General features: G+C 64.7%; 16 protein-coding genes. 11 read left to right on the top strand and 5 right to left on the bottom strand.

Annotated elements, in window-relative coordinates; translation table 11 throughout:
* The first annotated feature begins 40 nt into the window (after positions 1–40).
* A complete protein-coding gene (locus ACQ5BL_RS10285) occupies positions 41–169 on the top strand; it encodes a CDGSH iron-sulfur domain-containing protein (RefSeq protein ID WP_243806641.1) in 129 nt (42 codons plus the stop codon).
* 191 nt (positions 170–360) lie between these two features.
* A complete protein-coding gene (locus tag ACQ5BL_RS10280) occupies positions 361–678 on the top strand; it encodes a YqfO family protein (RefSeq protein WP_207887456.1) in 318 nt (105 codons plus the stop codon).
* A gap of 68 nt (positions 679–746) precedes the next feature.
* On the opposite strand, the gene ACQ5BL_RS10275 is transcribed toward ACQ5BL_RS10280, so the two are convergent.
* Positions 747–1,247 carry a L,D-transpeptidase family protein gene (locus ACQ5BL_RS10275; protein ID WP_207887455.1) on the bottom strand — a complete coding sequence of 167 codons (501 nt, stop codon included), beginning with the start codon at positions 1,245–1,247 and terminating at the stop codon, positions 747–749.
* Between the two features lie 52 nt (positions 1,248–1,299).
* Positions 1,300–1,851, bottom strand: coding sequence for an NUDIX hydrolase (locus tag ACQ5BL_RS10270; protein WP_243806166.1), 552 nt, complete (start codon positions 1,849–1,851; stop codon positions 1,300–1,302).
* 139 nt (positions 1,852–1,990) lie between these two features.
* Here ACQ5BL_RS10270 and ACQ5BL_RS10265 point away from each other — a divergent pair, with 139 nt between their 5' ends.
* From ACQ5BL_RS10265 to ACQ5BL_RS10245, 5 genes are read left to right on the top strand one after another with little or no spacing between them, the layout of a single operon-like run.
* The gene (locus tag ACQ5BL_RS10265; protein WP_430293113.1) at positions 1,991–2,587 is read left to right on the top strand and encodes an NUDIX hydrolase; all 597 of its coding nucleotides are present in this window, start codon (positions 1,991–1,993) and stop codon (positions 2,585–2,587) included.
* Positions 2,588–2,632: 45 nt separating this feature from the next.
* Positions 2,633–3,157, top strand: a complete 525-nt coding sequence (locus ACQ5BL_RS10260; RefSeq protein ID WP_243806164.1) for a gamma carbonic anhydrase family protein — start codon at positions 2,633–2,635, stop codon at positions 3,155–3,157.
* On the top strand, positions 3,154–3,342 hold the full coding sequence (locus ACQ5BL_RS10255; RefSeq protein WP_207887453.1) for a DUF1289 domain-containing protein: 189 nt from the start codon (positions 3,154–3,156) through the stop codon (positions 3,340–3,342). The genes ACQ5BL_RS10260 and ACQ5BL_RS10255 overlap by 4 nt, the downstream gene beginning before the upstream one ends.
* Positions 3,343–3,380: 38 nt before the next feature.
* Complete coding sequence (gene purT / locus ACQ5BL_RS10250) at positions 3,381–4,562, top strand: formate-dependent phosphoribosylglycinamide formyltransferase (RefSeq protein WP_430293112.1); 1,182 nt, start codon at positions 3,381–3,383, stop codon at positions 4,560–4,562.
* Entirely contained in the window at positions 4,559–5,287 is a 729-nt protein-coding gene (locus ACQ5BL_RS10245) for an SGNH/GDSL hydrolase family protein (protein WP_243806162.1), read from the top strand. The genes purT and ACQ5BL_RS10245 overlap by 4 nt, the downstream gene beginning before the upstream one ends.
* A 132-nt stretch (positions 5,288–5,419) precedes the next feature.
* Here ACQ5BL_RS10245 and ACQ5BL_RS10240 read toward each other — a convergent pair whose 3' ends face one another.
* The 3 genes from ACQ5BL_RS10240 to ACQ5BL_RS10230 all read right to left on the bottom strand — a co-directional run bounded on the left by ACQ5BL_RS10240 (position 5,420) and on the right by ACQ5BL_RS10230 (position 9,162).
* Entirely contained in the window at positions 5,420–6,733 is a 1,314-nt protein-coding gene (locus tag ACQ5BL_RS10240) for an MFS transporter (RefSeq protein WP_430293111.1), read from the bottom strand.
* A 283-nt stretch (positions 6,734–7,016) separates the two neighbouring features.
* Positions 7,017–8,312, bottom strand: a complete 1,296-nt coding sequence (locus tag ACQ5BL_RS10235; protein ID WP_207888039.1) for an HlyC/CorC family transporter — start codon at positions 8,310–8,312, stop codon at positions 7,017–7,019.
* Between the two features lie 49 nt (positions 8,313–8,361).
* A complete protein-coding gene (locus ACQ5BL_RS10230) occupies positions 8,362–9,162 on the bottom strand; it encodes a cytochrome C assembly family protein (RefSeq protein ID WP_243806158.1) in 801 nt (266 codons plus the stop codon).
* A 220-nt stretch (positions 9,163–9,382) separates the two neighbouring features.
* On the opposite strand from ACQ5BL_RS10230, the gene ffh reads away from it, so the two are divergent.
* The 4 genes from ffh (at position 9,383) to trmD (ending at position 12,461) form a co-directional block, all read left to right on the top strand.
* A complete protein-coding gene (gene ffh / locus ACQ5BL_RS10225) occupies positions 9,383–10,756 on the top strand; it encodes a signal recognition particle protein (protein ID WP_430293110.1) in 1,374 nt (457 codons plus the stop codon).
* A gap of 144 nt (positions 10,757–10,900) precedes the next feature.
* A complete protein-coding gene (gene rpsP, locus ACQ5BL_RS10220) occupies positions 10,901–11,149 on the top strand; it encodes a 30S ribosomal protein S16 (protein ID WP_152225269.1) in 249 nt (82 codons plus the stop codon).
* 5 nt (positions 11,150–11,154) lie between these two features.
* Complete coding sequence (gene rimM, locus ACQ5BL_RS10215) at positions 11,155–11,691, top strand: ribosome maturation factor RimM (RefSeq protein ID WP_243806156.1); 537 nt, start codon at positions 11,155–11,157, stop codon at positions 11,689–11,691.
* Between the two features lie 26 nt (positions 11,692–11,717).
* Positions 11,718–12,461, top strand: a complete 744-nt coding sequence (trmD, locus tag ACQ5BL_RS10210; protein ID WP_152225264.1) for a tRNA (guanosine(37)-N1)-methyltransferase TrmD — start codon at positions 11,718–11,720, stop codon at positions 12,459–12,461.
* Positions 12,462–12,464 lie beyond the last annotated feature (3 nt).

Genomic DNA, 12,464 nt, shown 5'->3' with positions numbered 1-12,464 from the left:
GGACGCCGCCGGCGACTGTACCCGCGCTCTTGATCTGACCGTGGGGCGCGAGCGCCATCTGTTGCTTTGCCGCTGTGGTCATTCGGCCAGCCTTCCGTATTGCGATGGCTCCCACGCGCCGGAGACGCCCGGTCTGAAGGCGCGCTGGCGGCGCTTTATGGGCCGCTGATCTCGAAGTCGGTCACAGATTTCGAACAAAGTCGGTCGTGGGCGAACGCACACTGCACCGGAAGGTCGAACTTTCCCGATGACTCGCTGGTCATAAGGGGCAAAGTGCCACTATTTGTGGCAGCATTTGCCAAGCGTGGCGCCATTCGCCACGGCGTTTCCTGTTTCGATCTCCCTGTTTCGGAGCACTCGATGTACAAACTTTGTTTCTACGTTCCGGAGAGCCATCTGGAACCGGTCAAGAAGGCGGTATTCGCCGCCGGTGCAGGACGCATCGGTGCCTATGACAGCTGCTGCTGGCAGGCATTGGGACAGGGGCAATTCCGGCCATTGCAGGGCAGCAACCCGTTCATCGGCCAGGCGGGCACCGTCGAGCAGGTGGCCGAGTGGAAGGTCGAGATGGTGGTGGCCGACGAGCTGATCCATGACTCGGTCAAGGCCCTGAAGGCGGCTCATCCGTATGAGACCCCAGCCTTCGAAGTGTGGCGGCTGTCGGACATGGTGTTCTGAGAGCCCAGGCTCTTGCAGACGCTCATGAAAAAGGCGCCCTGGGGCGCCTTTTTCATTTGTGAGTCCGATCAGGGGCGGATCTCGATCAGCGTGCCGTCCTTCACCAGGCTCCAGACCTCGCGCAGGTCGGCGTTGGTCATGGCGATGCAGCCGTTGGTCCAGTCCAGGGTGGAGAAGTACCACTCGGGGTATTCCTCATCCAGCGGGGTGCCGTGGATCATGATCATGCCGCCTGGCGACAGGTTCTTCTCCCGCGCCTTGGCCACGTCGCGCGCGTTGGGGTAGGAGATGTGCATGGAGAGGTTGTACTTGTCGCTGGTCTTGCGCCAGTCGATCCAGTAGAAGCCTTCCGGCGTGCGGTTGTCGCCCTCGGCGAGCTTCGGGCCCTGCGGGCGCTTGCCCAGGGACACGCGGTAGCTCTTGAGAATCTTGCCGTTGCTCATCAGGTGCAGTTTGCGCTCGGACTTGAGCACGAGAATCTTGTCGATGTGACCGTCGAGCGTAGGCGTCGCACTGGCGTTCGAGAACGCTGCGAAGGTCAGACAAAGAACGGCAATCAGCCAGCGCATTGAAACGTATTCCCCAGTGATCCTAATGCCTTAGAGGCGGTGTACAGGTCTTTTAGTTCTTTTTCTGTGCCAGCATCGGTGCGATGGCTTCGTTGCGTACCGGGAAGCTTCGCTTGATGCGGTCCGCAAAGTAGCATTCTAAGGTACGGCCCACGGTGGGGAAAGCCAGCTCACCCCACGGGATGTCGGATTCTTTGAACAGCGCCACCTCCAGGCTTTCATCGCCGGCGCAAAAGTCCAGGTCGGCCAGTTCCGCGCGGAAGAACATGTAAACCTGGCTGATGTGCGGCAGGTCGAAGAGGGTATAGAGCTGCAGGTCGCGGACGCGGGCACAGGCTTCTTCGAGGGTTTCCCGGGCGGCGGCCTGCTCCAGGGTTTCGCCGTTCTCCATGAAGCCGGCGGGCAGGGTCCAGAAACCCTGGCGCGGTTCGATGGCGCGGCGGCAGAGGAGGATGCGGCCCTCCCACACCGGCAGGCAGCCGGCGACGATCCGGGGGTTCTGGTAATGCACGGTATGGCACTGGTCGCAGACGTAGCGCGGGCGATTGTCGCCGCTGGGGATGCGCAGGCTCACCGGAGCGCCGCACTGACTGCAGAATTTCATGCCGTTTCCTTGTTCGAATGTACATTCATCTTGCGCGCAGCGCCCGGCACGCAGCAAGGGGCGGGGCTTGGGCAGTTCGGTCTTTCGTGCCATGATCGTTCAATTAAAAGAAACGGCCCTTTCCCGCAGGATGTTCGGCATGCTGGACCAGCTGCGCCAACGCATACAGGCGCATACGCCTCGCGACTTCGAAACGGATCGCAGCTTCCCTGAAGCGGCGGTCCTGCTCCCCATCACTCCCCACGAGGAACTCGTGCTCACCCTGCGCGCGACGGGGTTGTCCACCCACAGCGGCGAGGTGGCGTTCCCGGGTGGGCGACGCGATCCCGAGGACGTCGACCTGATCCACACCGCTCTGCGCGAGGCGGAGGAGGAGATCGCCCTGCCGCCGGGGCTGGTGGAAGTGGTCGGACCGTTGAGCACACTGGTTTCCCGGCATGGCATCGTGGTCAAGCCATTCGTTGGCTTCGTCCCGGATTTCGTCGAGTACCGACCCAATGACGGTGAGATCGACGCGGTATTCAAGGTGCCGCTGGAGTTCTTCCGCGGCGACCCGCGGGAAACCACCCATCGCATCGATTACTTCGGCCGCAGCTGGTACGTCCCCAGCTACCTCTACGAGGGGTACAAGATCTGGGGTTTGTCGGCGATCATGCTGGTCGAGCTGGTCAACCTGCTGTATGACGCCCGCATCGACCTGCACCAGCCGCCTGCACAATTCATCAAGCTGAGCTGATTCAAAAAAGGCGCCGAACCAGCGGCCCCGCCTGAGGAGAAACCCATGAAGTACCGCCTGGGCTCGTCCCGAGTCGAAACCCATCCGGAAAGCTGGATCGCGCCGAACGCCACGGTGATCGGCAAGGTTCGCCTGGAGGCCGGCGCCAGCGTGTGGTTCAACGCCGTGCTGCGCGGCGACAACGAGCTGATCCATATCGGCGAGAACAGCAACGTGCAGGACGGCACCGTGATCCACACCGACATGGGCTTCCCGCTGACCCTGGGCAAGGGCGTGACCATTGGCCACAACGCCATGCTGCATGGCTGCCAGGTGGGCGACTACAGCCTGATCGGCATCAACGCGGTAGTCCTCAACGGGGCGAAGATCGGCAAGTACTGCATCATCGGCGCCAATGCGCTGATCCCCGAGGGCAGGGAGATTCCCGACGGCTCCCTGGTCATGGGTTCGCCCGGCAAGGTGGTGCGCGAGCTGACCGAGGCGCAGAAGAAGATCCTCGAAGCCAGTGCCGCCCATTATGTGCACAACGCCCAGCGCTACGCCCGCGAGCTGGCCGAGCAGGAAGAATGACCGTCGAACGTCCCGTGGCCTCGCCCTGCGTGCATGTCTGCGCGCTGGATGACGCCGACATCTGTCTGGGCTGCCAGCGCAGCGCCGACGAAATCACTCGCTGGGGTCGCATGGACAACGCCGAGCGCCGCGAGGTGCTCGTGCGCTGCGAAGAACGCGCCCGCCAGCAGGGCGTGCTGATCTAGCGCGCCATCGAAATTTTCATTCCCCGAGGTTTCACACAATGCCCCGTATTGGAACTCCCCTGTCGCCGAGCGCGACCCGTGTACTGCTCTGTGGCTCCGGCGAGCTGGGCAAGGAAGTGGCCATCGAGTTGCAGCGCCTGGGCTGCGAAGTGATCGCCGTCGACCGCTACGAGAATGCCCCGGCCATGCAGGTGGCGCACCGTAGCCACGTGATCAGCATGCTCGACGGCGTCGCCCTGCGCGCGGTGATCGAGCAGGAAAAACCGCACTACATCGTGCCGGAGATCGAAGCCATCGCCACCGCCACACTCGTGGAGCTGGAGAGCGAAGGCTACACCGTCGTCCCCACTGCCCGCGCCGCGCAGCTGACCATGAACCGCGAAGGCATCCGCCGCCTGGCCGCCGAGGAACTGGGCCTGCCCACCTCGCCGTACCACTTCGCCGACACCTACGAGCAGTACGCTGCCGGCGTCGCCGCCGTGGGCTACCCCTGTGTGGTCAAGCCGATCATGAGCTCCTCCGGCAAGGGCCAGAGCGTGCTCAAGTCCGACGCCGACCTGAAGGCCACCTGGGACTACGCCCAGGAAGGCGGCCGCGCCGGCAAGGGCCGGGTGATCGTCGAAGGCTTCATCGACTTCGACTACGAGATCACCCTGCTGACCGTCCGTCATATCGGCGGCACCACCTTCTGCGCGCCCATCGGCCACCGCCAGGTGAAGGGCGACTACCACGAGTCCTGGCAGCCTCAGGCCATGAGCCCGAAGGCGCTGGCCGAGTCCGAGCGCGTGGCCAAGGCAGTCACCGAGGCCCTGGGCGGCCGTGGCCTGTTCGGCGTCGAGCTGTTCGTCAAGGGCGATGAGGTGTGGTTCAGCGAAGTCTCGCCGCGTCCGCACGATACCGGCCTGGTGACCCTGATTTCCCAGGACCTCTCCGAGTTCGCCCTGCACGCCCGCGCCATCCTCGGCTTGCCGATCCCGGTGATCCGCCAGCTGGGCGATTCCGCCTCGGCGGTGATCCTGGTGGAAGGCAAGTCGCAGCAGGTTTCCTTCGGCAACCTCGGCGCCGCGCTGAGCGAGCCGGATACCGCGTTGCGCCTGTTCGGCAAGCCGGAAGTGGACGGCCAGCGCCGCATGGGCGTGGCCCTGGCGCGCGACGAGTCCATCGACGCGGCCCGTGCCAAGGCGACCCGTTCGGCCCAGGCGGTCAACGTCGAGCTGTGAACCGCTGGGCGGGGTTGATGTGGTGGGCGGCGGCGCTGCCGCTGCTGCCGCTGGCCCTGCCCATGGCCGTGCGCACCCGGCGCACGGCCTTGCGCCTGGCGCCCGCGGCTGGCGTGTGTGAGGGCGTCGCGGGCGCGGAGCTTGCGGGCGAGCCTTTCCGTCTTCTGTTGCTGGGTGAGTCCACGGTTGCCGGAGTCGGCGCGTCCTGCCTGGATTTCGCCCTGGCCGGTCGATTGGCACTGGCGCTTTCCACTCGGCTGGAGCGTCCTGTTACCTGGCGTGCGGCAGGGGAGAACGGCATCACCGCCGGCGAGGCCTGCGCTCGCTTGCTGCCGCTGGTCGCTGATCAGGATTACGATCTGGTGGCGCTGGTCTTCGGCGTCAACGACACCACTCATTTCAGTTCCAGCCAGCGTTGGTTGGGCGCCTTGCAGCAGCTGATCGAGCATTTCCGTAGTCGTGGCGCGCGGGTCGTGTGCACGGCGGTTCCGCCGTTGCGGCATTTCACGGCGCTGCCCTGGCTGTTGCGGCTATTGCTGGGCTGGCGCGCGAGCCTGCTGGATCGCCAGCTTGGCACTTTGGCGTTGGCGCAAGGGGCCGGTTACTGCGAGGTCAGCCTGGAAATGCAGCCACAGTTCCTGGCCATCGACGGTTATCACCCGTCGGCGCTGGGCTATCAGGTGTGGGGCGAGCATCTGGCCGAATGGCTGGTTGCCCAGCATTGACCTTGTAGGAGCGGGCCATGCCCGCGATTCGCCGGCAGGGCCGGCGCTGGCGCCAGACACTGACGTCACCGGGGTCAACGGTGTCCGCCGCGGCGAATTTCGCGGACAAGGTCCGCTCCTACAGGATGGGATTCAGCGGATATCGTTCAGGTCGGATTCGCGGGTTTCCCGCAGGCACAGCACGGCCAGCAGGCTGAGCGCCGCTGCCACCGAGACGTAACCGCCCACCCAGCTCAGTCCACCCATGCCCACCAGCTTCTGCGCGATGTACGGCGCCACCGAGGCGCCGAGAATGCCGCCCAGGTTATACGCCGCCGAAGCGCCGGTATAGCGCACGTGGGTGGGGAACAGCTCCGGCAGCAGCGCGCCCATGGGGGCGAAGGTCACGCCCATCAGGAACAGCTCCAGCGCCAGGAAGATCGCCACCTCGACCGAGGAGCCCTGGCTCAGCAGCGGCTGCATGGCGAAGCCTGAGGCGATGGCGGCGACACAACCGACGATCAGTACCGGACGGCGTCCGAAGCGGTCGCTCAGCCAGGCGGAGAGCGGTGTAGCGGCGGCCATGAAGAGCACGGCGAAGCACAGCAGACCGAGGAACTGTTCGCGGCTGTAGCCCAGGCTGGTCACCCCGTAGCTCAGCGAGAACACCGTGGAGATATAGAAGAGGGCATAGCACACCACCATCGCCAGGGCGCCGAGCAGGGTCGGCCGCCAGTGCTTGGCGAAGAGTTCAGCGATTGGCAGGCTGGAGCGCTCGTGACGCGCCATGGCCTTGGCGAAAACCGGTGTTTCCACCAGCTTCAGGCGCACATACAGGCCGACGATCACCAGTACGGCACTGAGGATGAATGGGATGCGCCAGCCCCAGGCGCGGAACTGCTCCTCGCTGAGCAGCATGGCCAGGCAGAGGAACAGGCCGTTGGCGGCGAGAAAGCCGATCGACGGGCCCATCTGCGGGAACATGCCGAACCAGGCGCGGCGGCCCTTGGGCGCATTCTCCGTGGCCAGCAGCGCGGCGCCGCCCCATTCCCCGCCCAGCCCCAGGCCTTGGCCGAAGCGCAGCACGCAGAGCAGGATCGGTGCCCAGGCGCCGATGCTGTCGTAGCCCGGCAGCAGGCCGATCAGGGTGGTCGATACGCCCATCAGCAGCAGCGAGGCCACCAGGGTCGACTTGCGCCCGATGCGGTCGCCGAAATGGCCGAACAGCGCCGAGCCCAGCGGGCGGGCGAGGAAGGCGATGCCGAAGGTGAGGAAGGCGCTCAGTGCCTGGGCGGTGCCGGACGTCTGCGGGAAGAACACCGGGCCGATCACCAGGGCGGCGGCGGTGGCGTAGACGTAGAAGTCGTAGAACTCGATGGCGGTGCCGATGAAGCTGGCCACCGCAACACGGGTGGTGGAGTTGGTCTGTGCGGCCGGCTGTCCGGCGTCGAGGGTGGTGCTGGTCATGCGGGTCGGTCCCTGGCAGTCCTGCTCGGCGACGACTCTGCGGTCGTGTCCGGCGTCATTGGAGGCATCGCCATGGCGCGAGCGGGAAGCGCGGCCCGGTGTCGGGGCAGGGGAGGCGCGGCTCGCGGCGGGTCGGGGCGAGGCCGGCTGCTTCGCAAGGCAACGACGCGGGGTCGAGGCTCGGCGGGCGTGCGGTGACTGGCCAGCGGGGCGGCGCGGATAGCAGCCGTGGCTGGCGGGAGGCTGGGTAAGCCGTCCGGATTATAGGGTTGGGTGGGGCCGCTCAGGCAAGCTCGTCGCGCTGCGGCAGCGGCGGCGTGGGGATGCCGGGTTGCCAGACGCGTACGCTTTTCACGCGGTTCTCGCCGGACTGCAGGATTTCCAGGCGGTAGCGGCCGATCTTCAGGCACACCGCACAGTCGGGAATCTGCTCCAGCGCTTCGGTGACCAGGCCGTTGAGGGTCTTGGGGCCGTCGCTGGGGAGTTGCCAGCCCAGCGCGCGGTTGAGGTCGCGCAGGTTGGCCGAGCCGTCGATCACATAGGTGCCGTCGGCCTGCGGGTGGATATCGGGGTTGCGCAGGGCGTCCTGGTTGCTGAACTCGCCGACGATCTCTTCGAGGATGTCTTCCAGGGTGATGATGCCGATCACCTCGCCATACTCGTCGACGACGATGCCGATGCGGCGCTTCTGCTTCTGGAAGTTGATCAGCTGGGTCGACAGCGGCGTGCTCTCCGGCACGAAGTAGGGCTCCAGGCACGCGGCCTTGAGGCTTTCCTTGGTCAGCTGGTTATGGGTCAGCAGACGGGCGATCTGGCGCATGTGCACCACGCCCTCGACCTGGTTGATGTCGTTGCGGAACACCGGCAGGCGGGTGTGGGTGGTGTTGCGCAGCTGGCCGATGATGGTTTCCAGCTCGTCGTCCAGGTCGATGCCCTGCACTTCGTTGCGCGGCACCATCAGGTCGTTCACGGTGATCTTTTCCAGATCGAGGATGCTCAGCAGCATGTTCTGCCGGTTGGCGGTGAGCTTCTCGCTGGACTCGGTGACCACGCTTTTCAGCTCCTCGCTGCTCAGCGGCTTGCTGATGCGCTGGGTCGGGTCGAGGCCGCAGGCCCGCAGGAGCAGGTTGCTCACCCCGGTCATCAGCCACAGCAGCGGGCTGAACAGCTTCTGCAGCCACAGCAGCGGCAGGCTGGCGGGGAAGGCGACGTTCTCGGGGCGCAGTGTGGCGTAGGTCTTGGGGGTGATCTCGCCGAAGATCAGCAGCACCAGGGTCAGGACGATGGTGGTCGGCGCGACGGCGGCGTCGCCCCACAGGCGCAGGGCCAGCAGGGTCGCCAGGGAGGAGGCGATGATGTTGACGAAGTTGTTGCCGATCAGGATGGTGCCCAGCAGCCGGTCGGTGCGCAGCAGCAGCCAGCTGGTGCGCCGGGCACCGCGGTTGCCCTGCTTGGACAGGTGGCGCAGGCGATAGCGGTCGAGGCTGAGGACGCCGGTTTCGACGCTGGAGAAGAACGCGGAGCACAGCAGCAGGAAGACCAGCAGGCCGATCATGTAGCCGGGATGGATGTCGCCCATGCGTCGGGTTCCTTCGGCGTTTCGCGGCGGTGCGGCACCGCCGCCAGCGTCAGATGTGCAGGATGAATTCCTTGACCAGCTTGCTGCCGAAATAGGCCAGCATCAACAGGCAGAAGCCCGCCAGGGTCCAGCGGATCGCCTTGTGCCCGCGCCAGCCGAGCTGGTGGCGACCCCACAGCAGCACGGCGAACACCACCCAGGCAAAGCAGGAGAGGATGGTCTTGTGCGCCAGGTGCTGGGCGAACAGGTTGTCGACGAACAGCCAGCCGGAGATCAGCGACAGCGAGAGCAGCGACCAGCCGCCCCAGAGGAAGCCGAACAGCAGGCTTTCCATGGTCTGCAGCGGCGGGAAGTTGCGGATCAGGCCCGATGGATGCTTGTGCTTGAGCTGGTGATCCTGCACCAGCAACAGCAGTGCCTGGACTACGGCGATAGTCAGCAGGCCATAAGCGAGGATCGACAGCAGGATGTGCGCGAGGATGCCCGGCTGCTCATTGATCGGCTCGATGGTGCCGTGGGGTACCAGCGCCGCCAGCAGGGTGGTCAGGGCGCCGAGCGGATAGAGGACGATCAGCAGGATGTGCACCGGGATGCGCAGGCAGGCCAGCAGCGTCAGTGCGGTGACCGCGGCGGAAATCAGGCTGGCGGCATTGAAGAAGTCCAGCACCAGGCCACCGGGCGTCAGCAGCTCCTGGCTCAGGCTGTACGCCTGGCAGAGCAGGGCGACCAGGCCCAGCAGGAGGAGCAGCGGTTTTTGCGGCGGGGTACGGCGGGCCAGGCTAACGCCCTGGTAGACGGTAGTGCCGATATAAAGGACGGCGGCGATCAGGCTGGGCAGCAGAGGTTGCATAAGTCCTTGGAACAGTCCTTGGAAGGGGGACCCGAAAGGCCGTGAGTGTGGCACAGAACGGCCGGGTCTAGAAAGCCGCTGAGAACAGTTCGCTTCTGGTCCGGGTGTGGTCCGTCACGGAGGGATCATCGGCGGTGTTGGCGCTGGCCGCACTTCGCTATAATCGCCGGCTTGCTGACAAGCCAAACCCTGACCCGACCGGGTCTGATTAGGAACGCGCATGTTCGAAAACCTTACAGATCGCCTCTCGCAAACGCTGCGCCACGTCACCGGCAAGGCCAAGCTGACCGAGGACAACATCAAGGACACGCTCCGCGAAGTGCGGATGGCCCTGCTGGAGGCCGACGTGGCCCTGCCGGTGGTCAAGGACTTCGTCGCCAAGATCAAGGATCGCGCGGTCGGCACCGAAGTCTCCAAGAGCCTGACCCCGGGCCAGGCCTTCGTGAAGATCGTCCAGGCCGAACTGGTCGAGCTGATGGGCGCGGCCAACGAGGACCTGGCCCTCAACGCGGCGCCGCCTGCGGTCATCCTGATGGCCGGCCTGCAGGGCGCGGGCAAGACCACCACCGCCGGCAAGCTGGCGCGCTTCCTCAAGGAGCGCAAGAAGAAGTCCGTGCTGCTGGTGTCCGCCGACGTTTATCGCCCGGCGGCGATCAAGCAGCTGGAAACCCTGGCCAATGACCTGGAAGTGACCTTCTTCCCGTCCGACACCAGCCAGAAGCCGGTGGACATCGCCGAAGCCGCGATTCGCGAGGCGAAGCTGAAGTTCATCGACGTGGTGATCGTGGATACCGCCGGTCGTCTGCACATCGACGCCGACATGATGGACGAGATCAAGCAGGTCCACGCGGCGATCAAGCCGGTGGAAACCCTGTTCGTGGTCGACGCCATGACCGGCCAGGACGCCGCCAACACCGCCAAGGCCTTCAACGACGCCCTGCCGCTGACCGGCGTGGTGCTGACCAAGGTCGACGGCGACGCCCGTGGCGGTGCCGCGCTGTCGGTGCTCGCCATCACCGGCAAGCCGATCAAGTTCCTCGGCATGGGTGAGAAGAGCGAAGCGCTCGATCCGTTCCACCCTGACCGCGTGGCCTCGCGCATCCTCGGCATGGGCGACGTGCTCAGCCTGATCGAGCAGGCCGAGCAGAACATGGACCGCGAGAAGGCCGAGAAGCTCGCGAAGAAGATCAAGAAGGGCAAGGGCTTCGACCTCGAAGACTTCCGCGATCAGCTGCAACAGATGAAGAACATGGGCGGCCTGGGCAGCCTGATGGACAAGCTGCCGATGCTCGGCGGCGTGAATCTGTCTCAGATGGGCAACGCGCAGAACGCGGCGGAGAAGCAGTTCAAGCAGATGGAGGCGATCATCAACTCCATGACTCCGGCCGAGCGTCGCGATCCGGAAGTGATCAGCGGTTCGCGCAAGCGCCGCATCGCCCTGGGTTCCGGCACCCAGGTGCAGGACGTCGGCCGTCTCATCAAGCAGCACAAGCAGATGCAGAAGGTCATGAAGAAGGTCACCGCCAAGGGCGGCATGGCCAAGATGATGCGCGGCATGGGCAGCATGTTCCCCGGCGGCATGCCCAAGATGTGACCCCAGACGGCCCGCCACCCGGCGGGCCGGACGCGCTGCGGCTTGCGGCGCGGGGCTTTAGCTCATAGAATATGCGGCCTTTCGGGCTATGTGCCCGAGGGCTGCATTTCTTTTTTGCAAGCAAACCATAGGAACAACGTACGCATGGTAACCATTCGTCTGGCTCGTGGCGGCTCCAAGAAGCGCCCGTTCTATCACCTGACCGTGACCAACAGCCGCAACGCTCGCGACGGCCGTTTTGTTGAGCGCGTCGGTTTCTTCAACCCCGTTGCAACTGGTGCCGAGGTCAAGGTCTCGATCAACCAGGAGCGTCTGAACTACTGGCTGAGCCAAGGCGCTCAACCGTCTGAGCGTGTTGCTCAGCTGATCAAGGACGCCGCCAAGGCTGCCTGAGATCGATGAACACGAAGCCTGCTCCCGCCGAGGAGATGATTGTTCTCGGCAAGATCGTATCGGTGCACGGCATTCGTGGTGAGGTGAAGGTGTATTCCTTTACCGATCCGTTGGACAACCTGCTGGACTACCGTCGCTGGACGCTCAAGCGTGGCAACGAGGTTCGACAGGCTGAGCTGGTTCAAGGTCGCGTGCAGGGCAATGTCCTGGTCGCGAAGCTGAAGGGACTGGATGATCGCGAGATCGCCCGCACCTTCGCAGAGTTCGAAATCCTGGTCCCGCGCAGCGAGCTGCCGGTGCTGGAGGATGGCGAGTTCTACTGGAGCCAGTTGGAAGGTCTCAAGGTGATCGACCAGAACGGGCAACTGTTCGGGATTCTCGACCACATGCTGGAGACCGGCGCCAACGATGTGATGGTAGTCAAGCCCTGCGCAGGCAGCCTGGACGACCGTGAACGCCTGCTCCCGTATACGGATCAGTGCGTGCAATCGGTGGACCTGGAAGCCGGCGAGATGCGGGTGGACTGGGACGCGGACTTCTAAGCCATGTGGATGAGAGCCCTCAGCCGATGTGGATAGGAGTAATTAGCATCTTTCCCGAGATGTTTCGCGCCATCAGCGACTATGGCATCACGAGTCGCGCGGTCAAGCAGGAGCTGATTCAGCTTCAGTGCTTCAACCCGCGAAGCAACACCGAGGACCGTCACCAGACGGTGGATGACCGACCTTTCGGCGGTGGTCCCGGCATGGTGATGAAAATCAAGCCGCTCGAAGGCGCACTGGGCGATGCCCGGCAAGCCGCAGGCGGACCGGCGAAGGTGATCTACCTCTCGCCGCAAGGTCGCAAGCTGACGCAGGCGGCCGTGAAAGAACTGGCGAACGAGGAACGACTGATCCTGATCGCCGGGCGTTACGAAGGCATCGACGAGCGCTTCATTGAAGAGCATGTCGATGAGGAATGGTCAGTTGGCGATTATGTCCTGTCCGGGGGTGAGCTTCCGGCCATGGTGCTGATTGACGCGGTCACGCGATTGTTGCCCGGTGCACTGGGCCACGTGGACTCCGCCGAGGAGGACTCCTTCACGGATGGCCTGCTCGACTGTCCGCACTACACCCGACCCGAGGTGTACGCAGACAAGCGTGTTCCTGAGGTGCTGCTCAGCGGCAACCACGAACACATCCGGCGCTGGCGTTTGCAGCAGTCCTTAGGCAGGACCTGGGAACGACGTGCCGATCTTCTGGATTGCCGCTCGCTTTCTGGAGAAGAGAAGAAGCTGCTGGAGGAATACATCCGCCAGCGGAACGATAGTTAACGT

Origin of the sequence: Pseudomonas sp. B1-22 (assembly GCF_050474425.1) — a bacterium.
In the GTDB taxonomy this organism is placed as follows: Bacteria; Pseudomonadota; Gammaproteobacteria; order Pseudomonadales; family Pseudomonadaceae; genus Pseudomonas.
The sequence above is the reverse complement of the archived record's forward strand: the minus strand, read 5'-3'. Positions and strand labels throughout refer to the sequence as shown.